The 25041-nt window shown below is 73.5% G+C and carries 11 protein-coding genes; 5 read left to right on the forward strand and 6 right to left on the reverse strand.

Translation table 11 applies throughout. The annotated features are described in order from the left end of the window. Positions 1-9962, reverse strand: a 9962-nt coding sequence (locus tag ACFP1K_RS24420; RefSeq protein ID WP_380757255.1) for an SDR family NAD(P)-dependent oxidoreductase, incomplete at its 3' end; no start/stop codon positions are given. Between the two features lie 248 nt (positions 9963-10210). On the opposite strand from ACFP1K_RS24420, the gene ACFP1K_RS24425 reads away from it, so the two are divergent. Next, complete coding sequence (locus tag ACFP1K_RS24425) at positions 10211-11590, forward strand: amidohydrolase family protein (RefSeq protein ID WP_380757257.1); 1380 nt, start codon at positions 10211-10213, stop codon at positions 11588-11590. Positions 11591-11596: 6 nt separating this feature from the next. Here the strand turns inward: ACFP1K_RS24425 and ACFP1K_RS24430 are convergent, their stop codons facing one another. Then, positions 11597-12406, reverse strand: coding sequence for an aldo/keto reductase (locus ACFP1K_RS24430; protein ID WP_380757259.1), 810 nt, complete (start codon positions 12404-12406; stop codon positions 11597-11599). A gap of 51 nt (positions 12407-12457) precedes the next feature. Between ACFP1K_RS24430 and ACFP1K_RS24435 the strand changes: the two genes are divergently transcribed. Beyond that, complete coding sequence (locus ACFP1K_RS24435) at positions 12458-12868, forward strand: TetR/AcrR family transcriptional regulator (RefSeq protein WP_380757261.1); 411 nt, start codon at positions 12458-12460, stop codon at positions 12866-12868. Between the two features lie 89 nt (positions 12869-12957). Here the strand turns inward: ACFP1K_RS24435 and ACFP1K_RS24440 are convergent, their stop codons facing one another. Further along, positions 12958-13707 (reverse strand): hypothetical protein, encoded by a 750-nt coding sequence (locus ACFP1K_RS24440; RefSeq protein ID WP_380757262.1) that lies wholly within the window; start codon positions 13705-13707, stop codon positions 12958-12960. Between the two features lie 47 nt (positions 13708-13754). Further along, positions 13755-14504: a hypothetical protein gene (locus ACFP1K_RS24445; RefSeq protein WP_380757264.1), complete on the reverse strand. Its 750-nt coding sequence runs from the start codon at positions 14502-14504 to the stop codon at positions 13755-13757. A 265-nt stretch (positions 14505-14769) separates the two neighbouring features. Here ACFP1K_RS24445 and ACFP1K_RS24450 point away from each other — a divergent pair, with 265 nt between their 5' ends. The 3 genes from ACFP1K_RS24450 to ACFP1K_RS24460 all read left to right on the forward strand — a co-directional run bounded on the left by ACFP1K_RS24450 (position 14770) and on the right by ACFP1K_RS24460 (position 20186). Further along, the gene (locus ACFP1K_RS24450) at positions 14770-18957 is read left to right on the forward strand and encodes an nSTAND1 domain-containing NTPase (RefSeq protein ID WP_380757265.1); all 4188 of its coding nucleotides are present in this window, start codon (positions 14770-14772) and stop codon (positions 18955-18957) included. Between the two features lie 68 nt (positions 18958-19025). Continuing rightward, on the forward strand, positions 19026-19544 hold the full coding sequence (locus ACFP1K_RS24455) for an AAA family ATPase (RefSeq protein WP_380757267.1): 519 nt from the start codon (positions 19026-19028) through the stop codon (positions 19542-19544). A gap of 63 nt (positions 19545-19607) precedes the next feature. Further along, the gene (locus tag ACFP1K_RS24460; RefSeq protein ID WP_380757359.1) at positions 19608-20186 is read left to right on the forward strand and encodes a TMEM175 family protein; all 579 of its coding nucleotides are present in this window, start codon (positions 19608-19610) and stop codon (positions 20184-20186) included. A gap of 48 nt (positions 20187-20234) precedes the next feature. On the opposite strand, the gene ACFP1K_RS24465 is transcribed toward ACFP1K_RS24460, so the two are convergent. Both ACFP1K_RS24465 and ACFP1K_RS24470 read right to left on the reverse strand, forming a co-directional pair. Then, positions 20235-22853 carry an AAA domain-containing protein gene (locus tag ACFP1K_RS24465; RefSeq protein WP_380757269.1) on the reverse strand — a complete coding sequence of 873 codons (2619 nt, stop codon included), beginning with the start codon at positions 22851-22853 and terminating at the stop codon, positions 20235-20237. After that, entirely contained in the window at positions 22757-25027 is a 2271-nt protein-coding gene (locus ACFP1K_RS24470) for an AAA family ATPase (RefSeq protein ID WP_380757271.1), read from the reverse strand. The genes ACFP1K_RS24465 and ACFP1K_RS24470 overlap by 97 nt, the downstream gene beginning before the upstream one ends. Between the last annotated feature and the right edge of the window lie 14 nt (positions 25028-25041).

The following is a 25041-nucleotide window of genomic DNA, read 5'->3' on the forward strand; positions in this document are numbered from 1 at the left end:
AGGAGGGCCAGGGTGCCGGGGGTCCAGTCGACGTGGGGGGTTGGTTCGTCTATGTGGAGGGTGCGGGGGAGGCGTTCGTGGTGCATCGCCTTGATCATTTTGATTATGGCGGCTATGCCTGCGGCGGCTTGGGTGTGGCCGATGTTGGATTTGATGGAGCCGAGCCATAGGGGATGGCCGGGGGGGCGGGACTGGCCGTAGGTGGCTTGGAGGGCTTGGGCTTCTATGGGGTCGCCCAATGTGGTGCCGGTGCCGTGGGCCTCTACGGCGTCGATGTCGGCGGGGGTCAGGCCGGCGTTGGCCAGGGCCTGGGTTATGACGCGTTCCTGGGCGGGGCCGTTGGGGGCGGTGAGGCCGTTGCTGGCGCCGTCTTGGTTGACGGCTGAGCCTTTGACGATGGCGAGGATTTGGTGGCCGTTGCGCTCGGCGTCGCTGAGGCGTTCCAGGAGGATGAGGCCGGCGCCTTCGCCCCAGGCGGTGCCGTCGGCTCCGGCGGCGAAGGATTTGCAGCGGCCGTCGGGGGCCAGGCCGCGCTGGCGGCTGAACTCGATGAAGGTGTTGGGGGTGGACATGACGGTGACGCCGCCTGCCAGGGCCAGGTCGCATTCGCCGTTGCGGAGAGCCTGGGCCGCCAGGTGGACGGCCACCAGGGAGGACGAGCAGGCGGTGTCCACGGTGACGGCGGGGCCGTGGAAGCCGAAGGTGAAGGAGACCCGGCCGGTGGCGACGCTGCCGGTGTTGCCGGTCAGCAGGAAGCCTTCGAAGCCGTCGGGGGTCTTCGGGAGGCGGGAGCCGTAGTCGTGGTACATCACGCCGGCGAAGACGCCGGTGCCGCTGCCGCGCAGGGTGGCGGGGTCGATGCCGGCGCGCTCCAGGGTCTCCCAGGCGACCTCCAGCAGCAGGCGCTGCTGCGGGTCGGTGGCGGTGGCCTCGCGGGGGGAGATGCCGAAGAACGCCGGGTCGAAACGGTCGGCGTCGTGCAGGAAGCCGCCGCCCTGGGCGTAGGTGGTGCCGAAGTGCTCGGGGTCGGGGTCGTACAGCGTGTCCAGGTCCCAGCCGCGGTTGACCGGGAAGCCGCTGATCGCGTCGGTGCCGGTGTCCACCAGGTCCCACAGGTCCTCGGGGGTGAGCACCCCGCCGGGGTAGCGGCACGCCATGGAGACGATCGCGACGGGCTCGTCCGCCGCGGCCGTCGCGACCGCCGCCACGGGGGCGGGCCCGGCGGCCCCGGACACCTGGGTGAGCAGGTACGCCGCCAGCGCGGCGGGGGAGGGGTGGTCGAACACGGCGGTGGTGGGCAGCCGCAGGCCGGTGGCCGTGTTGACCTGATTGCGCAGCTCGATGCCGGTGAGGGAGTCGAAGCCGATGTCCCTGAACGCCCGCGCCGGGTCCACCGCCCCGGAGGCGCCGTGCCCGAGCACGGTGGTCACGATCATGCGGACGAGGTCCTCCACCGCGGCCCGGCGGTCCTCCGGCGGCAGCGCGGCCATCCGCTCCGCCCACGGACGCCGCCCGTCGCCCGCCGCGACCGCCGCGCGCCGGGCCGGGAGGGCGGGCACCAGGTCGCGCAGCACGGCCGGGACCGGGCCCCCGCCGGACCGCAGCGCGGCCGGGTCCAGCCGGGCCGGGACGGCGGTGGCGCGGCCGGTGCCGAGCGCGGTGTCGAACATGGCGAGGCCGGTGTCGGCGGTCAGCGCTGTCACGCCGCCGCGTGCCCAGCGCGCCCGGTCGGTCTCGGTGAGGCCGCCCCCGATGCCGCCGGTCTGCGCCCACAGGCTCCAGCCGAGGCTCACCGCGGGCAGGTTCCTGGCCCGGCGGTGCTCGGCGAGGCCGTCGAGGAAGGCGTTGGCGGCGGCGTAGTTGCCCTGGCCGGCGGTGCCGAGCGTCGCGGTGATCGAGGAGAACAGCACGAAGGCGTCCACGTCCCCGGCCCGGGTGTGCAGGTTCCACGCCGCGGTGACCTTGGGCCGCAGCACCCGGTCGACCTGGTCGGCGGTGAGGTTCTCGACGGTGCCGTCCGCCAGCACCCCGGCCGCGTGCACGACCCCGGTGAGCGGATGCTCGTCCGGCACCGACGCCAGCAGCCGGTCCAGCGCGTCCGCGTCGGCGACGTCACAGGCCGCGACGGTGACCCGCGCCCCGAGCCCGGTGAGCTCGTCGCGCAACTCCCCGGCTCCCGGCGCGTCCGGCCCCTGCCGCCCGGTCAGCAGCAGGTGCCGCACGCCGTGCCGCACGACGAGATGCCGCGCCAGCAGCGCCCCGAGCACCCCCGTGCCGCCGGTGATCAGCACGGTGCCGCCGGGCTTCAGCCCGAGCCCGCCGGTACCGGATCGGTCCGGGGCGGCGGTGCGCGGCCGATGCCGGACGGTGGAGCCGCCCTCGCCGGAGGCCGTGCGGGCGGGAGCGGGTTCCTGCGCGAACCCGCTCTCCCCGGGAGCCACGCCGGCGAGGGCGGGGTCGGTGGCGGACGCCCGGCCGTCGCCGGGGTCCGTGGGGGTGGGTCCGTCCGGGGTGTTCCGCGCGGGTGGCACGCGGGTCAGCCGGGGGGCGAGCGGGCGCCCGGCCCGGAGCGCGAGCTGCGGCTCGTCCGAGCCGAGGACGGACGCGAGAGGAGCGTCCGGCCCGTCCACGTCGATCACCCGGAAACGCCCCGGATGCTCGGACTGCGCCGTGCGGACCAGCCCCCAGAGGGGTGCCTCGCCGAGGTTCGGCACACCGTCGCCGGACGTGGCCGCCACCGCGCCGCGCGTCAGCACGACCAGCAGCGCGGCCTCGAACCGCTCGTCCGCCAGCCAGTCCCGCAGCAGCGCCAAGCCCTGGTGCGTGGCCGCGTACGCACGCGCGACCGTGCCGTCGGCGCCGTCGTCGCCGAGTTCCGGCGGCAGGCATGCCACCACCACGTCGGGGAGCGGGGCACCGGCGGTGACGGCCGCGCCGAGCGCGGCCAGGCCGGGATACGCCTCGGCGTCCAGGGACGAGGCGAGCGCGGGTGAGCCGAGGACGGCGCGGCGGCCGGTGAAGGCGGGCTCCGGCGGGGCCGGCGTCCACTCCACGGCGTACAGGGTGTCCTGGCGCGGGCCCGCGATGCCGCCGGGCGGGACCGGCTGGAGGTGAAGGGTCTCGGCGGACAGGACGGGGGTCCCCGCCGGGTCGGTGGCGAGCAGCGTCCAGGTGCCGGGGCCGGTGGGGGAGAGGCGGACACGCAGGGTCGTGGCGCCCGTGCCGTGCAGCGTGACGCCGCTCCAGGTGAACGGCAGCCGCACCAGGCCGTCGGCACCCTCCTCCAGCACGAGCGCGTGCAGGGCGCCGTCCAGCAGCGCGGGATGCACCCCGAACCGCGCGACCAGGTCACGCTGCTCGTCGGCGAGCGTCACCTCCGCGTACCGGTCCTCGCCGGCCCGCCAGGCCGCCGTGACCCCCTGGAACGCCGGGCCGTACGCGTACCCGAGCTCCGCCAGCCGCCCGTAGAACCCCTCCGGCTCGACCGGCACGCCCCCGGCGGGCGGCCACACACCCATCTCGGCGGGCACCGCCGACGGGCCGGCGGTGAGGACACCGGTCGCGTGCCGCGTCCAGTCCCCCTCACCGAGGCGGGAGTGGACGGAGACCGGCCGTCGCCCGGAGCCGGCACCCCCCACCGTCACCTGGACGTGCGCCACGCCGTCCTCGGGCAGGAACAGCGGCGACTCCAGGATCAGCTCGGACAGGTGCGGGCACCCCACCTGGTCCCCGGCGTGCACGGCCAGCTCCACGAACGCGGTCCCGGGCAGGACCACGGCGCCGAGCACGGCGTGGTCGGCCAGCCACGGCTGGGCCGCCGTGGACAGCCGCCCGGTGAGCAGCAGCCCGTCGCCGTCGGCCAGGCTCACCGCCCCGCCGGCCAGAGGATGACCGGTGCCGCGCGATCCTTCCCCGCTCCCGGCGTCCAGCCAGTGCCGCCGCCGCTGGAACGGGTACGTGGGCAGTTCCACTCGCCGCGCCCCGGGCACGAGCCGCGCCCAGTCGACCGAGGCCCCCCGCGTGTACGCGTGCGCCAGCGCGGCGAGCACCGTCCGCCCCTCGGGCCGCCCCGCCCGCAGCGTCGCCACGAGGGTGGGTTCGCCCGCCGTCGCGGAGGCCCCGCCGGAGCCGGCCGCCGCGGGCTCCGGCGGGTCGTCGGTGAGGCACGCGCGGGCCATCGCCGTGAGCGTGCCGTCGGGTCCGAGCTCCACGTAGACGCCGGTCCCGGTGTCACGCAGGCGCCGCACGCCGGGAAGGAACCGGACGGGTTCCCGGATCTGCCGCACCCAGTAGTCCGGGGAGGTGAGCAGCCCGGGCCCGGCGAGGTCCCCGGTCACGTTGGACACGACGGGGATGCGCGGCTCGGCGTAGGCCAGCCCGGCGGCGACCGCGCGGAACTCCGCGAGGATCGGTTCCATGTGCGGCGAGTGGAACGCGTGCGCGACCCGCAGCCGCCGCGTCCGGAACCCCTCGGCCGCCAGCTCCCCGGCGATCCGCTCCACGACCCGCGCGTCCCCGGAGATCACGGTGGACGCGGGCCCGTTGACCCCCGCGACGGCGACCCGGTCATCCAGCCCGGCGAGCGCCAGGGAGACCCGCTCCTCCGGCGCCTGTACGGCGACCATGGCCCCGTCCGCGGAGGTGCGGCCCATCAGCCGCCCCCGGGCCGCGACCAGCGCGCAGGCGTCCGGCAGGCCGAACACCCCGGCGACGTGCGCGGCGGCCAGCTCCCCGATGGAGTGCCCGATCAGATGGCCGGGCCGCAGCCCGCAGTGCTCCGCCAGCCGGAACAGCGCCACCTCCAGCGCGAACAGGCCCGCCTGGGTGAACATCGTCCGGTCCAGCGGCGCGGCGCCCCCGGCCGCGAACACGACGTCCCGCAGCGGCCGGTCCAGCAGCGGGTCCAGATGCCCGCACACCTCGTCGAACGCCGCCGCGAACACCGGGAACGTCTCGTACAGCTCCTGCCCCATCCTCGGCCGCTGGCTGCCCTGCCCGGTGAACAGGAACGCCACCCCGTCCGCCCCGCCGGGCGCGCCGGTCACCACGTCCGCCGCCGCCTCCGCGCCCGCGACCGCGGCCAGCCCGGCGGTGAGTTCCGCGAGGCCGTCCCCGATCACCACGGCGCGGTGCCCGAACGCCGAGCGGCCCTTGGCCAGGGAGAAGCCCACGTCGCGCGGGTCGAGGTCCGGCCGCTCGGCGAGATGCCCGCGCACCCGGCCGGCCTGGGCCCGCAGGCCGGCCGGGTGGGGGGCCGAGATCGGCCAGGCCACCGCACAGGGCCCGGTCCGGTCGCGGCCCTCATCCCCGGCGGTGTCCACCCGGGGGGCCTCTTCGAGGATGACGTGCGCGTTGGTGCCGCTGATCCCGAAGGACGAGACCGCGGCCCGCCTCGGACGGCCGTTCGCGGGCCACGGAGTCGTCTCGGTGAGCAGCGCGACGCCGCCCGAGCTCCAGTCGACGTGCGGCGTCGGCCGGTCCACGTGCAGCGTCCTCGGCAGCAGGCCCTCGCGCAGCGCCATGACCATCTTGATGACGCCGCCGACCCCGGCCGCCGCCTGCGCGTGCCCGACGTTCGACTTCAGCGACCCGAGCCACACCGGCCGGTCCGCAGGGCGGCCCCGCCCGTACGTCGCCAGGATCGCCTCGGCCTCGATGGGGTCGCCGAGGGTGGTGCCCGTGCCGTGCGCCTCCACCGCGTCCACGTCCCGCGCGGCGGTCCCGGCCACGGCGAGGGCCTGCCGGATCACGCGCTCCTGCGCGGCGCCGTTGGGGGCGGTGAGGCCGTTGCTGGCGCCGTCCTGGTTGATCGCCGAGCCGCGCAGCACGGCCAGCACGGTGTGCCCCTCGCGCAGGGCGTCCGACAGCCGTTCCAGCACCACCATGCCGACGCCCTCGGACCACGCCGTGCCGTCGGCCGCCGCGGCGAACGGCTTGCACCGGCCGTCGGGCGCCAGCCCGCGCTGCCTGCTGAACTCCACGAACATGCCGGGCGAGGCCATCACGGTGGCGCCGCCCGCGAGGGCCAGCGCGCACTCGCCCTGCCGCAGGGCGTTCGCCGCCAGGTGCAGCGCCACCAGCGACGACGAGCACGCCGTGTCGACGGTCACCGCCGGGCCCTCCAGCCCGAGCGTGTACGCCACCCGGCCCGACGCGACGCTGGTGGTGCCGCCGGTCAGCAGGTAGCCGTCCGAGCCGCCCGCCGGTTCGTGCAGCCGCGGGCCGTAGTCCTGCGCGGTGAGCCCGGCGAACACCCCGGCCTGCCGTCCCCGCAGCGAGTCCGGCGCGATGCCGGCGTGCTCCAGCGCCTCCCAGGCCGTCTCCAGCAGCAGCCGCTGCTGGGGGTCCATGGCCGCGGCCTCACGCGGGTTGACGCCGAAGAAGTCCGCGTCGAACCGGTCGGCGTCGTAGAGGAACCCGCCCTCGCGGGTGTAGGACGTGCCGGGTTTGCCGGGGTCGGGGTCGTACAGCGCCGCGAGGTCCCAGCCGCGGTTCCCCGGGAACGCCCCGATGGCGTCCCCGCCGGCGAGGACGAGCCGCCACAGGTCGTCCGGCGAGTTCACCCCGCCCGGGTAGCGGCAGCTCATCCCCACGATCGCGATGGGCTCCCCGTCGGCGGCGGGCGCCGCCGCGGCCTCCGCGTGTGCCGTCCCGAGCAGTTCCTCGCGCACGTGGCGGGCCAGCGCCGCCGGGCTGGGGTGGCTGTACGGCGCGGCGGCGGGCAGCCGCAGGCCCGTCGCGGCGTTCAGCCGGTCGCGCAGCTCCACCAGGGTCAGCGAGTCGAACCCGAGGTCCTTGAACGGCCGCTCGGTGTCCACCGCCCCGGACGTCACGTGCCCTAGCACCAGCGCCACACTGGTCCGCACCAGTTCGAGCGCCTCCCGCTCCTGCTCGCCCTCGCTCAGCCCGCGCAGGTCCAGCCGTATCCGGGCGTCCGCGTCCGTCCCGGACGGGGCTCGCGTGCCGCCGTCCTGGCCCGGTGCCCGGTCGCCGGTGGGCCGGGCGCGGCGGGCCGTCGTGTCCGGCCAGTGGCGCTCGCGCTGGAAGGCGTAGGTGGGCAGGTCGACCGGCTCGACGCCGGGGCCGCCGGTGAGGACGCGCCAGTCGACCGGCGCGCCCCGGGTGAACGCGCGGGCCGCGGCGACGGTGAGCGCGCGGGGCTCGGGGGTGCCCGGCCGCAGGACGGGGATCAGCGCCGTGCCCTCGGGCCTGTCCGGCAGGCAGTCGCCCGCCAGGGCGGTGAGCACGGCCCCCGGGCCGAGCTCCAGGAAGGTGGTCACGCCCTCGGAGCGCAGCGCGCGAACGCCGTCCATGAACCGCACGGGCTCGCGCGCGTGCCGCACCCAGTACTCGGGGTCGCACAGCGTCCCGGCGGTGACGGGCTCGCCGGTGAGGTTCGACACGACCGGGACCACGGGCGGGGCGAACGACATGGCCCGGACGGCCGCGCGGAACTCCTCCAGCATCGGGTCCATGCGCGGCGAGTGGAACGCGTGGCTGGTGCGCAGCCGGGAGGCCTTGCGGCCCCGCGCGCGAAACGCCTCGGCGACCTCCAGGACGGCGTCCTCGTCCCCGGACACCACGGTCGCCCGGGGCCCGTTCACCGCCGCGATCCCCGCCCGCCCGTCGCGTCCTTCCAGCAGCGGCAGCACCTCCTCGGCGCCGGCCTCGACCGAGACCATCGCGCCGCCGCCGGGGAGTCCCTGCATGAGCCGTCCCCGCACCGCGGCCAGCCGCGCCGCGTCCGCCAGGGACAGCACCCCGGCCACATGGGCGGCGGCGATCTCGCCCACCGAGTGGCCGATCAGGAGGCCGGGCCGCAGCCCCCAGTGCTCCAGCAGCCGGAACAGCGCCACCTCCACGGCGAACAGCGCCGGCTGGGTGTACTCGGTGCGGTCGAGCGGCGCCGCCTCCCGCGACCCCTCCGCCGCGAACACGACCTCACGCAGCGGCCGTCCCAGCCACCTGTCCAGCTCCGCGCAGACCTCGTCGAACGCCGCCGCGAACACCGGGAACGCCTCGTACGCCCCCCGCCCCATCCCGGCCCGCTGGCTCCCCTGCCCCGGGAACATGAACGCCGTCCGTCCCGCGGAGACCCGCCCCACCACGACCTCGGCCGCCTCCCGGCCGTCCGCCAGCGCGTCCAGCCCCCGCCGCGCCTCCTCGGCGTCCCGCGCCAGCACGACGGCCCGATGCTCGAACACCGACCGCGTCACCGCCAGCGAGAACCCCACCTCCCGAACCCCCACCCCACCCCGCCGAGCAAGCCACTCCCGCAACCGCCCACCCTGCCCCCGCACCCCAGCCGAACTCCGCCCCGACACCACCAACGGCACCACGACGTCATCACCCGCCACCGCAACCTCATCACCCGGCACCGCAACCCCGCCGCCCGGCGGCGCCACGTCGTGGGAAACGGTCGTGTCCTGAGGGGTGAATCCGTTTGTGGAGATTGAGCCATCCGACATTTCGGATATGTCATGCGTTGTTGGGGTGGCAGCACGGGCATGCTCGCGCACCGACGTGTCGCTCCAGCCGAAACTGTGCAGCGGCACCTCCGGCTCCGGCTCCGGCCAGTCGGAGACCACCACGTGGCAGTTGGTCCCGCCCATGCCGAACGAGCTCACGCCCGCGACCAGCGGGCGGTCCGGGGCGGGCCACAGGCCGAGGGAGCGCTGTACGGCGAGGTTCAGCTCACCGAGCGGGATGTCGGGGTTCGGGGTCTCGAAGTGCAGGCTGGGCGGCAGCTCACGGTTCCTGACACTGAGCGCCACCTTGAGAAGGCCGACGATCCCGGCCGCGCCCTCCAGATGCCCGACGTTCGTCTTGGCCGACCCGACCATCAGCGGCCCCTGGCGCGAGGCGGGCGCGGTGGCCTCAACGCCGGGCGGTGAGGTGAGGGCGGCGCCGAGGGCGGCGGCCTCGACGGGGTCGCCGCGGCGGGTGCCGGTGCCGTGCAGCTCCACGTACTGGACGTCGTCCGGCCGCACCCCGGCGCGTGCCCACGCCAGCCGCACCACCTCCCGCTGCGCGGACGGGTTCGGCACGGTCAGCCCTTCGGTGGCGCCGTCGTTGTTGACCGCGCTGCCGTGGATGACGCACAGGATCGGGTCGCCGTCGGCGAGGGCCCGGCGCAGTGGCTTGAGCACGACGGCCGCGCCGCCCTCACCCCGCACGTACCCGTTGGCCCGCGCGTCGAAGGTGTGGCACCGCCCGTCGGGCGACAGCCCGCCGAACTTCGCCGCGCCAACCACGCCCTCGGGCACCAGGTTGAGGTGCACCCCGCCCGCGATGGCGACGTCCGCCTCTCCGTCGTGCAGGCTCGCGCAGGCCAGGTGCACGGCCACCAGCGAGGACGACTGCGCGGTGTCCACGGTGACGCTCGGCCCGCGCAGCCCGAGGGTGTACGACACGCGGTTGGCGATGATGCCCCGGTTGGTGCCGGTGACGGTGTGCTGGGTGATGGCCTCGGCGCCGTGCCGGTCGAGCAGCAGCGCGTAGTCGTCCCTGATGGCACCCACGAACACCGCCGTGCGGCTCCCCGCGAGGCTCGCCGGCACGATGCGGGCGTGCTCCAGCGCCTCCCAGCTCAGTTCCAGCATGAGCCTCTGCTGCGGGTCCATCGCCTCGGCCTCGCGCGGCGCGATCCCGAAGAAGCCCGCGTCGAAAAGCTCGACCCCGTCCACGAACCCGCCGTGCCGGGCCACGGCCTTGCCGAGCGCCGCCGGATCCGGGTCGTGGAACGCGTCCCCGTCCCACCGTCCGGCGGGCACCTCGGTGATCGCGTCCACCCCGTCACGCAGGTTGCGCCAGAACGCCCCCGGGTCCGGGGCCTTGGGCAGCCGGCACGCGACACCGACGACGGCGACCCGTGTGTCACCGTCCTCGGCGGGCGCGGCCCACACGCCCTCGCCGGGAGAGGTCCGTCCATGGGGAACAGCGGAGTTGGGCTCGGTTACCATCGCGCGCCGGGCTCTCCTTCATTGAGGGCGACGCGTGATTCGTCCTGTGCACCGACCAGTGGACCGCCGCCTCGGGACCATGGGATCCGTTTCTCTGTCCCCGACCATCCCCGGCCGCCCTAATGGCGACCTTTGCGCCATCTAAAGCCCCTGAGCGGGCCGAGCCGCACGGCGTGTCCCGCGGGCGGTGAGGGCACCCGGGGTACCTTGCTCTGCGTAGCCCCACGTCCCGACACCGGGGGAGCGCCATGCCCGCCGACCGCCTCCTGCTGCGCGACGGCACCGTCATCGACACCGAGCCCGAGCCGCACGCCCGGCACGCCGTCGACGTGCTGATCGAGGACGGCCGCATCGCCGCCGTGGGACCCGGCCTGCCGTCCGCCGGCGCCACCGTGCTCGACTGCTCCGGCCACATCGTGCTGCCCGGCTTCGTGGACGCCCACCGGCACCTGTGGCAGACCGTGCTGCGCGGCATCGCCCCCGACGCCGGCCTGATGGACTACGTCTCCCTGGTCCAGCGCCGCCTGGCCCGGCGCCTCACCCCCGAGGACGTGCACGCCGCCACCCTGGCCGGCGCGCTGGAGTGCCTGGACGGCGGCATCACCACCGTGCAGGACTACTCCGACATCCAGCGGAGCCCCGGCCACACCGAGGCGGCGTTGTCGGCGCTGCGGGAGGCGGGCGTCCGCGCCGTGTTCGGCTACGGCTACCCCCTGTTCGGCCCCGGCGGCGGCCGTCCCGCCGTCCGCGACCCCGCCGAGGTGCGCCGCGTCCGCGCCGAGCACTTCCCCGGCGACGGGTCCCTGCTCCGCATGGTCCTCGCGCCGCGCGGCCCGTCGTACAGCCCGATGGACACCGTGCGCGAGGACTGGCTCCTCGCCAGGGAGCTCGGCCTCCGCATCGCCGTCCACGTCGCCAGCGGCCCGCTCGCCGACCACCCCGTCGCCGCCCTGCGCGACCACGACCTGCTGGCCCCCGGCACCCTGTACGTGCACGGGAACTCGCTCCCCGGCCACGAGCTCCTCCTCATCGCCGGCTCCGGCGGCTCGGTCTCCATCGCCCCCGCCGTCGAGGCCCAGATGGGCCACGGCCCGCCCATGATCACCCGCCTGCGCGAGGCCAAGGTCACCACCGCCCTCGGCGCCGACGTCGTCACCTCGTCCCCCGGCGACATGTTCTCCCTCATGCGCGCCGCCCTGCTCACCGCACGGCTGGAACACCCGGTCGACCGGACGTGGCGGCCCTCCGGCGAGCCCGGCCGCGAGGGGGAGGCCGCTCCCCGTCTCACCACGTCCGACGTCCTGCGCATGGCCACCCTGGACGGCGCCGTGGCCCTCGGTCTGGACGACCAGGTGGGTTCCCTGCGCGTCGGCAAACAGGCCGACCTGCTGCTGATCCGCACCGGCGTCGTCAACCTGTCCGGCGCCCGCCACGACCCCGTCGGGACCGTCGTCACCGCCGCACACCCCGGCAACGTCGACACGGTGCTCGTCGCCGGCGAGCCGGTCAAGTACGCAGGCCGCCTGGTGACCCCCGCGGCCCCCGCCGCCGTGACCGCCACCCACCGCTCCGCCGGACGCCTGGCCGAGACCCTCCGCGCCTCCGCCCCCGGCCCCGGGCGCTCGTAGCCGTCGCTACGGCGTGCCGCCGGTGTCCGGGACGCGCGGATCGTCAGGCGGCCGCGCGGCCGATGAGGGGGCGGCGGCGCAGGCTCGCGGCCTCCAGGGCGGGGGGCGTGTAGTCCTGGTCGAGGCCGCCGACATCGGTGCCGGCGGGACGATCTCGTCGATCCGGTCCAGGATGTCGTCGCCGAGGACGACGTCGAGGCCGGCGAGGAGGTCGTCGAGGTGGTCCATCGTGCGCGGCCCGATGATGGCGCTGGTGACGCCGGGGTGGGCGATGGCGAACGCCGTGGCGAGGTGGGTCATCGGCATGCCCGCCTCCTCGGCGACGGGAATGAGCCGCTCGACGACGTCGATGCGGCGCTCGTCGTTGAGGTGCTTGACGAGGCCCGCACGGCGCAGGCCGTTCTCCTGGTTCCTGCGGACACGGCCGGTGAGCAGCCCCTGAGCGAGCGGCCCCCACACCAGGACGCCCATGCCGTACCGCTGGGTGACGGGCAGGACCTCGCGCTCGATGCCGCGGTTGAGGATGGAGTAGGGCGGCTGCTCGGTGCGGAAGCGTTCCAGATTCCGGCGCTCCGCGACCCACTGCGCCTCGACGATGTCGGAGGCCGGGGTCGTGGAGGAGCCGATGGCGCGGACCTTTCCGCCGCGGATCAGGTCCGCGAGCGCGGAGAGGGTCTCCTCGACGTCGGTCGCGGGGTCGACGCGGTGGATCTGGTAGAGGTCGATGTGGTCGGTCCGCAGGCGACGCAGCGAGTTCTCGACCGCCGTCATGATCCAGCGCCGGGAGGCGCCCTGCCGGTTGGGGTCCTCGCCCATCGGGCGGCTCACCTTGGTGGTCAGGACGACGTCGTCGCGGCGCCCCGCCGCATGCGCGCGGACGCTCAGCGCAACGTGGACGCCCTGATCAAGGCCGCGAGGGCCGTCTTCGACACATCCGGCGTCGACGCGCCCGCCAAGGAGATCGCCGACCTGGCCGGAGTCGGCGTCGGGACGCTCTACCGGCACTTCCCGCTGCGCTCAGACCTGGTCAAGGCGGTGGTGGAGAGCGGGATCGACGCCTGCGCCGCGGCGGGGCCTCGGCTCGGCGCCGTCCACGAGCCGGGGGAGGCGCTCGCCGAGTGGCTGCGCCAGTACACCGAGTTCCTGGGGACCGAACGAGGGCTGGCCGCCATCGCCAACCTGTGCATGCCCGTACCCGGCGAAGGACCCGAGTACAACCGGCGCATGGTCGCTCTGCTCATCGACGGGCTGCGCGTCCCGTCCGGCTCATCGCGCTGACCGGATGAGGACACCCGCGACGTGCCCGGCGGCGGCCGGGGTGGCGGGCGAGGCGGCTCCCCACGCCTCGCCCGCCGGTCCGCCCGGGCTCAGATGCGTCCCGCGCCGATCTTCGCGATCCACTGGTCGCAGTTGCTGCACGCGCTGCGCGGCTGCCACTTCCGGCTGTTGCTGTTCCAGGTCTCGGCGTGGAAGAACAGCTTGCCGCGCGGGATGCCGGCCACGGAGGTGATGTTCATGTGATGGAGGTAGTTGTTCATCGCGTCCACCTCGGCGCAGCCGGTCACCGGCCAGTTCTCGACCTGCGTCGTCTGCGCGAGCAGGGTGAGCATGACCGCGTGCTGGGTGACGTACGCGAAGTTGCCGCTGGTGCCGGTGTAGGTGTTGCCCGTCGTCACGTCGGCGAGACCGGAGACGACCGTGCCCACCGCGGCCCCGCTCCCGCCGCCGTGCTGGTTGCGCAACTGCACGGCCGCGTCCCGGGCGCTGGCGATGATCTTGTTGACGGCCGCCTCGGCCGCCAGCCGGTTCGCCTCCAGGATCTCCTTGTCCTTCGAGTCCACGTAGAACTGGAAGCCGCCGTAGTCGTTGCGAAGCAGCCACGTGATGAACTCGGCGCGTGCGACCGACTGGTCCGTCTTCTTGACACCGATGGCGCTCTCCAGGGCGACCAGCTGCTTCTCCACCGCCTCGGCGTACGGTTTGACGTCGTCCCTGATCGTGAGCGGCTTGATGTACCTGGCGAGGTCCTGGCGCGCCTTGAGAGCCCACGCCTGGACTCCGGTGGTGGGCACCTGCTTCTCGAAGGGGTTGTTCGTGGTGCTCGTCTGCTCGGCCATTTGGTTTCCTCCTCGTTTTCGTCGGACGGTTCGGCAGGTACCGGCGTTCAGATCCGGCCCGCTCCGATCTTCTTCAGCCACTGGTCGCAGTTGCTGCACGCGCCCCGGGCCTGCCAGGTGCCCTTGGACCAGTTGTAGGTCTCGGCGTGGAAGTGCAGCTTGCCGCGCGGGATGTCGGACAGCTTGGTGAAGTTCGTGGTGAGCAGGTAGGTGTTCATCGCGTCCACCTCGGCGCAGCCGGTCACCGGCCATTTCTCGGCCTGCGCCGTACCCGCGAGCACCTGGGCCATGAGCGGGTGCTGGGTGACATAGGCGTAGTTGCCGCTGGTCCCGGTGTAGGTGGTCCCCGTGCTCGCGTCGGCCAGCCCGGCGATCACCGTGCCGACGGCACTCCCGGGTCCCCCGCTGTTCTGCTTGCTCACCCGGACGGCCGCGTCACGCGCGCTGTTGACGAGCTGCTGAAGCGCGACCTTGGCCGCCGCCGCGTGAAAGGCCAGGTCCGCCGCGGTCTTCCTGTCGATGTAGAACGCCCAGGCGTTGCCGTAGTCGGTGTTCGTCACCGTCTCGATGAACGTGGCCCGCGCGACGGCCTCGTCGGTCCCGTCAGTGATCGACTTCTCCAGCCTCAGCAGGTGCTTCTCCAGCGCCTCCGCGTACGGCTTGACGTCGTCCCTGATCGTGAGCGTCTTGATGTACGAAGCGAGATCGGTACGCGCCTGAAAAGCCCAGTCCTTCACCTTCACGGTGGGAACCTGCTTCTCCATGGGAATCTCCGCCGTGAACGTCTGCTCAGCCATCCGTCCCTCGTCTCCTTTCGCTGTGCGGTGTCCGGCCAAGCGTGTCCCCCGCCGATTGACGACCGATTGGAAAACGGTGGCCGGCTGATACACGCCCCACCCCAGCTGAAGACCGTTTTTTCCACCTCTGACTGCGGCGGTCCGTAATCGCGGATACGGGGGACCGGTGGCCGCGAAAAATGGCATCATTGTGGCCCGTGTTCAAAAAGCAGGGCGTATTTCTGGTACGGCGGAAATGGGTGACCGAAAATCCGCCGGTGCGAACGTGACGTCGTCCGCGAAACGGCTGGACGACGCCATAATTCGTATTTTCGGGACAAATGGCGTCCCGATCGGCGCGGCCTTCCTGGTCGCGGACCGGATCGCCGTGACCTGCGCCCACGTGGCCGGTCGCGCGGCCCGCGAGGGTGAAGTCGACGTCGACTTCCCGCTGCTCGCCCCGGGAACGGTCCTGCGCGCCCGGGTCGACGAGCCACCTGCTCCCGGGCACCCGGACGACATCGCCTGGCTCCTGCTCCCCGGCCCGCCGCCCCCCGGCGCCAGGCCCGTCGCGCTGGACGGCGCGGAGGTCCCCGGCCGGCGGCCGGTGACGGTCTTCGGCTTCCCCGCGGCCCACGACGACGGGGTCCGGGCGTTCGGCAGGCTGGCGGGGACACAGGCGACGGGCTGGATCCAGGTGGACGCCGCGCACGGCCACGGCCATTTCGTCGAACCCGGCTTCAGCGGCGGACCCGCCTGGGACGAGGAGCGCGCCGTCGCCGTGGGAATGGTCGTGGCCACCGGCCCGCCGGACCTGCGCACCGCCTACGTCATCCCCGCCGCGCTGCTCCTGGCCTCCCGCCCGGACCTGCTTGCCGCGACCGAGCCGCCGTGCCCCTACCGCGGCCTGCGACCCTTCACCGAGTCCGACGAGGCCCTGTTCCACGGCCGCGACGAGGTGGCCGCCGACCTGGCCCGCGAACTGCGCTCGCGGCACCTCCTGGTCATCACCGGTGCCTCCGGCTCAGGCAAGTCCTCCCTGGCCCTCGCGGGGCTCGTCCCCCGTCTACGCGCCTCCCCGGGGCTCGTGGTCGCGGTGTTCCGTCCGGGTGGGGACGCGATCCTCTCGCTGGCCGCCGCGCTGCTGCCGCTGCTGGAGCCGGGCCTCGGCGAGGTCGAGCGCCTCGCCCGCCTCGTCCAGCTCGCGGAGGTCATCGGCAAGGGCCACCTGTCACAGGTCACCGAGCGCGTCCTGGCCGTCCAGGACGCCGGGCGGCTCCTCATCGTCGCCGACCAGCTGGAAGAGGTCTTCACCGAGGGGGACACCGGCCAGGGCCGCCTCATCGCCGACGCGCTGCTGCCGCTCCCGCCCGATGTCTGGCTGCTGGCCACCCTCCGCGCGGACTTCATCGACCACGTCTCCCGCGTCCAGAACCTCGCCCACGCGTTCCACGACTCCCTGCGCATCATCAGCCCCATGGAAAGGCCCGCCCTGGCCTCCACCATCACCGCACCGCTGCCTCCCGGGGTCACGGTGGAACCCGGCCTGGCCGAGCGCATCCTCGACGACCTCGGCGACGCCCCGGGCCGCCTGCCGCTGCTGCAGTTCACTCTCACCTGCCTGTGGGAGCACCGCGACCACGGCCGCCTCACCCACGACGCCTACGACCGCCTCGGCGCCGTGGGCGGCTCCCTCGCCACCTACGCGGAGCAGATCTGGACCGAGCGCCTCACCTCGCACGCCGACACCCCCGACTCACCGGCACGCCTCCTGTTCTCCCAGCTCGTCCGCCCCGGCGAGAACACCGCCTCCACCCGCAGGATCGCCCGCCGCACCGACCTCGGCGACGAGCGGTGGGCCCTGGCCCGGCGCCTGGCCGACGACCGCCTCCTGGTGACCGGCCGTGACCCGGACGGCGCCGAGACCGTGGAACTGGCGCACGAGGCCCTGATCACCCACTGGACCCGCCTGCGCGACTGGGCCGAACAGGACCGCGACTTCCGCACCTGGCAGGACGGCTTCCAGCACGACCTGACCCGCTGGGAACGCGCCGGCCACCCCCGCGGCGGCCTGCTGTACGGACCGGCTCTGAAGGAGGCCCGGCGATGGCGCTCCCTGCGCCCCGCCGCGCTCAGCACCCGGGAGACCGGGTACATCGCCAGGAGCCTGCGCCACCGCCGCCGCGCCCCGTTGGTACGTTCCGGCGTGACCCTGGTGGTCGCGGCACTTATCGGCGGCCTGACCCTGCTCGGCATCGACCTCACCGGCCACGACCGCCCGGGCGCCGCCGACAGGCTCATGAAGCTCTCCGTCGCCGGCCGGACCGGCTACGCCACCGCCCTGCTCTACGGCATCGCGGCCTACCGCACCGACCCCGCCGACCCGGAGATCGGCGCCGCCCTCTTCAGCGACTACTTCAGAACCGCTCTGGCCGACCGGGTGTACGCCGTGCCACGCGACGCCGGATCGATCGCCCGGCTCGTGGCGAGCGACGACGGCGCCGTCATCGCCGTGGGCACCGGGCTCGGCAGGGCGTTCCTGTGGCGCCGCGCGGTGTCGCCGGACCCCGTCGACGTCCTGCCCGGACGGCAGGTGGACGCGGTCGCCGTCAGCCCGGACGGCACGACGCTGGTGGCGGGCGGGCGCGACAGCCTGTGGTTCGTCGACGTGGACACCCTGGCCGTCCGCACGGTGCGCGCCGCCACGCCGGGCCGGCGCGTCTCCGCGGTGCGGATCCAGCACGGCCTGGTGGCGGCGTCCCTGACCGGTGAGTACGCCGACAGGGTCCCGGGGGCCGTAGAGGTCTACAGCCCGCGCGGTGACCTGGAACGCGTCTTGCCGGTACGCGGGCAGAAGGGCTACCTGACGGTGATCGGCGTCACGCCCGGGGCGCGGGCCGCGATCGTCAAGTTCGGCCCTCCGCCAGGGGAGGACCCGGGCTTCACCGACGTCGTCAGGATCGGGCTCGCGGACACGGGAACCCCCGGTTGGCGGACCCTGGCGCGGGCCGTCGGCACGGATCTGCGCGTCGAGGCGGCCGGTGACCGCCTGTTCTTCTGCGCCCCCACCGCCGGGGCCGACGGTGGGCTGAGGCTGTTCGAGTCGACACTCCCGTTCCGGGAACGCAGGCCGTCGGCGTTGCCAGCGGCGGACTGCTACTCCCCGTTCCGCCTCGACTCCGCCGCCCGCTGGTTCCTCGACCTGGACGGCTGGGCGATGAACCGCTGGACGGCCACCGAGCTCGCCGGTCCGCCGTCCCGGCGGCGGGAGTGGAGCGGCGTCCCGCGCTCCGGCAGCACCATCGGCGACATGGTCGCCGCCTCCGCCGGGGACCGGCCCCTGGTGGTGTCGGCCGACGACCAACTCGTGCTGGTGACGTCATCACGCGACAGGCCGCTGCCCTACCGCCCGGGCACCGTGGACGTCGCCCTGCGCAGCCCCGGCGGCGGTCACTACGTGACGTGCGGTCCGGGCGGGGTCGTCACCGCGTACGCCGACGGCGGCGCGCGGACGGGGCGCGTCAGGATCAAGGACGGCGTCTGCCGCCCGCCGGGATCGGGGAGCGGGACGGGGGCCGTCGAACTGCTGTTCAGCCCTGACGGCCGCTGGCTCGCCGTCGCGGGCGAGTTCCGGACCGCGGTATACCGGATGCCCGGTCTGACGCGGGCGGGATCGCTGCCGGGGGTGCCGGGAGTGGTCGACCCCGACAGCGAGCGGCTCGCCCTGCCGGTGGCGCTGGTGGATCGCACCCATCTGCTGGTCCGGCGCGATCAGCGTCTGCTGATGTCGTCCCCCGGCAGGGAGGCCACGCCGTTCTTCGACCCGTCCGTCACCGGGTTCGGCGGCCCCGGGGCCCTGAAGGCGTCCGCCGACGGCACCCTGGTCGCCGTCGGCGACACCACAGGAAAGCGGATCGAGGTCTGGGACACGCGCACCCGAGCCAGAAGGGGGTCGATAGTCTTCCCTCACGACACCTTCACCGATCTGGCCCTGTCGCCGGACGGCCGCCTCCTGGTCGTCTGCGACGACAGGTACCGGGTGCACCTCTACACCGTCACCGCCGGCGAACCGCGCTCCACCGCCGTCCTCCAGTTCCTGCCCGGCCTCAGCACCGAGGAGACGGGCATCGGCTGGGCGGGCGACATCAGGTTCCTCGACTCGGGCCGCCGCGTCCTGATCAGGCACGGCCACCCCGCCGTCAACGCCGGACTCGCCCACGTGATCCTGGACCGCACCGGCGGCACCTGGCACGCGTCCCCCCCGCTCGCCGGTCCCACCACGGACGAGCTCATCGCGACGAGCCACCCCGGGACACCCGGCGTGGACCCCTGGCGGGAGTACACGCTGTCGACCCGCCCCAGCGAGTGGACAGACCACCTCTGCACGATCCTGAGCCGCCGCGAACTCACCCCCGCCGAGCGGCGCGACCTCCCCGAGGACGCCCAGGCGACCGGCCTGTGCTCCACCCGGTAGTGCGTGCCGCCTGCCGTGGGGTCGAGGCCGCCGGCGGTGTGCCGGGTCGGTACGCCTATCCTTCACGCGTGCGGCGGGTTCTCGTGGTGGGCACCACCGGGGCGGGCAAGACCACCATGGCGCGGTCGGTGGCCGGGCGGCTCCAGATTCCGTACCACGAGATGGACTCGCTGTACTTCGCCGGGCCGGGGTGGGCCGTGGCGGGGGACTTCGCGGCGAAGGTCGCCGAGATCGCGTCCGGGCCGGGCTGGGTTCTCGACTCGTTCGGCCAGGCCGAGGTCAGGGACCTGCTCTGGCGGCGGGCCGACACGGTGGTCTGGCTGGACTACCGCCGGAGCGTCGTCATGCCGAGGGTCCTGCGCCGCTCCCTGCGCAGAACGCTGCTCCGCGAGGACGTCTACGGCGGCAACAGGGAGAAGCTGTCAGAATGGCTCACCGCCGACCACCCGGCCTGGTCGGCCTGGTCCCAGCACGCCCCCCGCCGCACTCTCATCCGCGAACGCACCACCGACGCCCGATTCGCCCCCCTGCAGGTGATCCGTCTCCCGGGCCCACGCGAAGCCGCCGCCTGGCTGAGGACGTTGTGACCCCCAGCCCGACCACCACCGGAGCCCAGAAGTGACCATCCCCCGGAGCCCGACCGCCTCGTCCTGTTCACCGACGCGGTCGTGGCGATCGCCCTCACCCTCCTGGTGCTCCCGCTGGTGGAGGTGGTCTCGGAGAACGACGGCAGGTCCGCGTTCGAACTGGTGGCCGGCAGCTGGCCACAGATCTTCACTTTCGTCCTCAGCTTCGTGGTGATCGCCCAGCTGTGGCTGAACCACCACCGCCTCTTCCGCCACGTCCAGGCGTACACCCACGGCCTGATGCGGTGGAACCTCGGCTGGCTCTTCGCCATCGTGGTGCTCCCGTTCCCCACCGAGATGATCGGCATCTACAAGGGGGACCGCTTCACCGCCGCCTTCTACATCGCCACGATCCTCGCCGCGAGCCTCTGCCAGACCGCCATGATCCTGATCATCCACCGCACCCCCGGCACCGCCCTGGAATCCAACCCCATCCCCCGCAGAATAGTCACCGGCGCCTTCACCGCCACCACCCTCCTCATCCTGGCCTTCGCCCTGGCGGCGACCCTCCCCGGCGTCGGCTACTACGCACTCCTCCTACTCCTACTGACCGGCCCGCTCAACCGACTCTGGTCACGCTCTCGCCGCACCCGCGAGCCGTAGAGCACCGACCCCCGCCACGGTCGCCAGGTGACCACGACGCCCGCGATCTCAGTACGGGCGATCGGGGTGGGCGTGGTTATAAGCCATGAGCACGTGCGCTGGAATCCGGTCGTCGTCCATCTCGTAGCGGTTTCGCCGGGCCCATTCACGTACCTCGGCGGTGCCCGCACGCCAGTCGGTCCCCTCAAGATCTTTGAAGCGAGGACGTGTGCCGCGCCGGGAGCCGGCGATCACCGCCGGCACGTCCGGTGCCGGGCGGGCGGGCGCGGGGGGCCGCGGGGGGCCGGGGCGTCGTGACGGTGGGCGGGGTTCGGAGGACTTCGGGGGGAGGTCGGGCTGTTCGAGGTCGGACACATCGCCGTCCTCCAGGCCGTCCCAGCCGTCGACCGCGGCCAGCTCCAGGGCGGACCAGTGCGCGGCGTCCTTGGCGGGGGCGGCCGGTTCCCCGTCACCGGGACGGATTCCCATCCGCTCCAGCGTCTGCCACAGGGACGCCAGCGCCTCCTGCCGTGAGAAGTAGAACTCGCTCTCCCGGATCCGCCAGAATCGCCAGCCGGCCCTTTTGAGCTCCCGCTCCCGTTCGTTGTCCTGCCGGATCTGTTCCGGTGTGCCGTGCCAGTGGTCGCCGTCGCATTCGACCGCCAACCGGCCTTGCGCCCCGCTGACGACCAGGTCGATACGGCGGCCGTTCACCTCGAACTGCGGCACGATGTGGTACCCGCGCGCGCGGATCTCCAGGAAGACCCGCTGCTCGAACAGGGAGTCGAAGTGCGGGTGGCGGTCGTCCTCGGTCACCTCCGCGAGGGCGGACGGCGTGGACAGCACCGAGGGTGGGTTGAGCATGTACGTGAGCAGCGAGCGCCGCAGGTCGGCCGCCCGCAGCAGGTCAGGGCTGACCGAGTGGAACAGCCACATCTGGTCCTTGGCCCGCGACGCGGCGACGTTGAACCGGCGTTGCCACTCGGTGCTGGTGACCGCGCTTCGCTGCTCCGCGACCACCATGGACAGGAAGACGATGTCACGCTCGTCGCCCTGGAAGTCCGGCGGGGTCCCGACCCGGATCTTGCGCCGGTCGAGCTCCTTGAGTTCCATCTCGGCATGGAGCAGGTTCTGGAGCAGCGCGACCTGGCCGGTGCCCTGCATCACGACGACACCGAAGGTCTTTCCGTCGTACGCGGGATCGGCGGCGCACGCCTTGAGCTGTTCGACGATCGCCTTGGCCTCGGTCTGGTTGCGCAGCTTAGTCGCCGTCCCCTCGGTGAAGGCTCCGGTGACGTGGACGGTGCGCAGCGGCGGCAGCCGGTCCACACCGAACTGGCGCAGCGGGACCAGCGGCTCACCGCTGTAGAACTGCCGCGAGGAGTACTCGATGATCTCCGGCATGCAGCGGAAATGCTCCCTGAGCCGGATGACCGAGCCGAACCGCGTCGACAGCACGTCGAAGAGGCTGGGACCCGGTGTGAACACGTCCCGCAGGTAGGCGGGAACGTCCGGCAGGTAGGTGGCGAGCTTCCGGAAGATCGGCTCCAGCTCACCCTTACTGATCATCGATGGGGCGCACTGCCTGTCGTCCCCCACGACGATGACCCGTGGCGCCAGCCACAGCAGGAACAGGGCCTCGACGCTCGCCTGACTGGCCTCGTCGACGATGACCACGTCGAAGGAATCACGCAGCGCCGGGATGGTCTCGGCCACCTGCGGGAGCGGCATGATCCAGGCGGGCACCGCGTCGAGTGCCTTGCTCATCGCCTCCCGTGCGTGCGCGCGGTAACGCGACGCGTACCTGCCGGTGCCCTTGCCCAGCTTGCTCATATAGTCCTGATAGGCCCTGAGCGCCTGCGAATGCTCCGCGGTCATCCGGCCGAGGCATCGGTCCCACGCCTTCTCAGCGGCCAGTTCCGCGACCAGGTCGAGCTGATGCCGCGTCTCCGCCTCCAGCTGGATCTCCAGTTGCTGTTCCCGGCCCCGCCGCCGTTGCCGGTCGAAGAAGCCGGCGGCCTTCCCCCACGCCCAGGCTCCATCCCAGTCACCGAGGCGCCGCTGCCACGCCGCGTCGCCGGGTGTGGTGCTCATGAGCCTGGCGAGCGCCGGATGCGCGTCACGGACCCTGGTGAACAACGCGGCGCACCGGCTCTCGTCGCGCAGCTCACGCAGGGCATGGGCCAAGCCGGTCAGGCACTCCGCGTAGGCCTGGGCGTCCCGCCGGGCGACCGCGCGGGACGCCGCCGTCAGCTCGGGCGGCGTCCGCCCGATGGCGATCTCCCTTTCCAGGCCCGCCTGCAGCTCGGTCAGCTCCCGGGTGGCCTTCTCCGCGCTCAGTCTCAGCCGGACGGCACGCAACGAGGCGACATAGCGGGACCAGTCATCCGGCGTGCGCAGTGAGATCCGGATGCCCGCGGCCGCGAGACACTTGATGGTGCCGGTGATCGCGGCGAGGGCGCGACGCACGAGGTCCAGCTGCTCGTACGTCTCCGTGATACGTGTCGACACCCGTTGCAGGGGTCCCTCGTCGAACGTGACCCCCACCAGGTCCCAGCCGTGGCCGAGCGCGTCGATCGCCGCGCGGCCGTTCAGTTCCGCGATGACCAGGTCGAGCAGTTCCACCGTGGTGGGGCTGATCCCGTCGACCAGCGCGTCACGCAGAATCGGCTCGGCTTGTTTCTGCACCGGGAGGCGAGCAGGCCGCGCTTGAGCTTGCCTCCGCCGGCGAGATGGTCGCGTAGACGGACGGCGGCCGTCCACTGGCCGTTCAAGCTGCGCGGTCCGGCCGTCTCGAACGCGGGGAGGGTGATGCGGCGGAAGCCGATGGCCGTGACCGCCTGGGCCAGGGCCGAGGCGCGGTCTCTGTGCGACTCGAGCTGCTCCCACAGCGCGACTCTACGGTTGTGCAGCCCGTCGAGTACCGCCTGCTCGACCCAGGCGTCCGCGCGGCCCCTCAGTTCGTGCAGCGCCGCCTCGGCGGTGTCCTTCCGCTCCTCCAGCAAGGCGAACAACCGGTCGTCGCAGGCCGACAGCAGCTCGGACAGCCCGTCGCGGGCGGAGTGCGCGGCCTGGTGCGCGGCGGACTCGGCCGCGATCAGCCCGCGTACCCGCTCGGCCGACGGCAGAGCACCCGGATCGGGCAGCCTCTGATCGACCCTGGCCTCCCGCCGGGGGGTGCCGGAGGCGAGCAGCGCGAGCAGTTCCTGGGCCTCTCCCGCGGTGATCGGCTGATCGGCGACGCCGCCCCGGGGCATCCAGCCGAGAACGTCCTCACGTTCCTTGATCTTGGCGACGATCTGGGCGAGGGTGCCGGAGTACCCGGGCGAGACCGTGCCGTGGTCGAACGTCTCCGCCTCACGGATCGACCGGATCTCCTCGGTGAGCAGCGCGACGGTCCGGCGGGCCGCGTCCAGCCGGCCCTGGCTGTCCTCCACCCGCTTCGCCTGTGTCTCGGGGACATAGTCGGCGTGGCGGAGGGAGAGCGTCTTCACGCTGCCCTCCAGCTCGAGCGATCCGCCCCGGGCCTGGTCGGTCGCCGAGACGCACAGGTGGGCGATGTCGGCCGGCAGCTTGTCGCGCAGTACCCGCAGGGCCTGCCCTTTCTGGCTGGTGACCAGCACTCGCTGCCCTTCGGCCAGCAGCGACGCGACGAGGTTGGCGATGGTGTGGGTCTTGCCGGTACCGGGCGGTCCCTGGACCACCACGCCGTTGTCGGCCCGGAGGCGCTGGATGATCTGCCTCTGCTCCGGGTTGGCCGGGAGGGGGAACAGGGGATCGGAGCCGAGACCGGTTCCCGTGCCCTGCTCTCGCATGAACGTCATCCGCTCGTCCGGTTCCAGCGAGGTCACCAGTTGCGCGAGCCCGAGCGGCGCCCTCGCGTCCGGGCCGGAGAGGGCCTCCAGCATCTGGTCGTAGTACGAGATCAGGGAGGCGCGGTCACGCTTGCGGAACACCAGCGCGGGCGCCAGGCGGACCTGGGTGGTGAGGTCGTCCTGGGCCGGGGGATGCCACGTGCCGTCATAGGCGGCGCCGTGCTCGAAGGCGCGCTCGCACCAGAGCTGGAGCAGCCGGACAGCCGTCTCACCCAGTCCGAACCCGGCGTCTCCCTCCCGGACGCGGTTACGCAGGTGATCGGTGCGCCGCGGGTCGAACCCGGCGAGGTCGTCGAGTATGGAACGGTCCTGGAGGACGGTACGCGACTTGAGCACGATCTCGACGCGCTGCGACTCCTCGTCCCGCCGGATCTCCACCGGAGTGACCAGAAGGTGGTTGCCGACCTTCACCCCCTCGGGGGACTTCCACGTGAGCAGGCCCGTGGCCAGCACCAGCTCGAACTCGTCGTCGTGCTGCGACAACGTGTCGGCGTGCGTCCGCAGACGTGTGTGCCAGTGACGGCGATCGGCCAGGACGCGCTCCTGCTCGGCCCAGGCGCGCCACACCGGGACCCACGCGTCGTAGGCGGCCAGGACGCCTGGAGCGTCCTCGGCGGCCACCAGTTTCGTAATGATCCGCCGTTCCCCGTGGAGGATCTCGGTGTGGGCCACCGGCCCCTCCTCGCGAAGCGGCGGGACGCCGAGCCGCGGACGGCTCGCCTGCTCGACGTCGACCCAGCCGTCCAGCAGATCCGGGATCGCCGGTGCGGGCAGCACGGGAGGAGGCTCGATCTCGAGGAGGACCGAGTCCGGCTCGGCCGCGGTGTGGACCTTCACGTCGGCCGGCAGATCGTTGAGCCAGTGAACCTCGTCGTAGGAGGCGAGGTCCCGGACCGGCTGCCGCTTGACCGAGGCGAGTTCCCTGAGGAACTCGATCAACCGCGCGGTCTTGTCGATCAGGCGCGGGTCGCGGGATCGAACGGTCACGGGGGCTCTCCTGT

Source organism: Sphaerisporangium aureirubrum (assembly GCF_042658925.1).
Taxonomy (GTDB): domain Bacteria; phylum Actinomycetota; class Actinomycetes; order Streptosporangiales; family Streptosporangiaceae; genus Sphaerisporangium; species Sphaerisporangium aureirubrum.

What these genes read in the sequence shown, in the direction of transcription:
- ACFP1K_RS24425 (WP_380757257.1), top strand. Translation starts at nt 10,211, where the DNA reads ATGCCCGCCGACCGCCTCCTGCTGCGCGACGGCACCGTCATCGACACC.
- ACFP1K_RS24430 (WP_380757259.1), bottom strand. Translation starts at nt 12,406, where the DNA reads ATGGGCGAGGACCCCAACCGGCAGGGCGCCTCCCGGCGCTGGATCATG.
- ACFP1K_RS24435 (WP_380757261.1), top strand. Translation starts at nt 12,458, where the DNA reads ATGCGCGCGGACGCTCAGCGCAACGTGGACGCCCTGATCAAGGCCGCG.
- ACFP1K_RS24440 (WP_380757262.1), bottom strand. Translation starts at nt 13,707, where the DNA reads ATGGCCGAGCAGACGAGCACCACGAACAACCCCTTCGAGAAGCAGGTG.
- ACFP1K_RS24445 (WP_380757264.1), bottom strand. Translation starts at nt 14,504, where the DNA reads ATGGCTGAGCAGACGTTCACGGCGGAGATTCCCATGGAGAAGCAGGTT.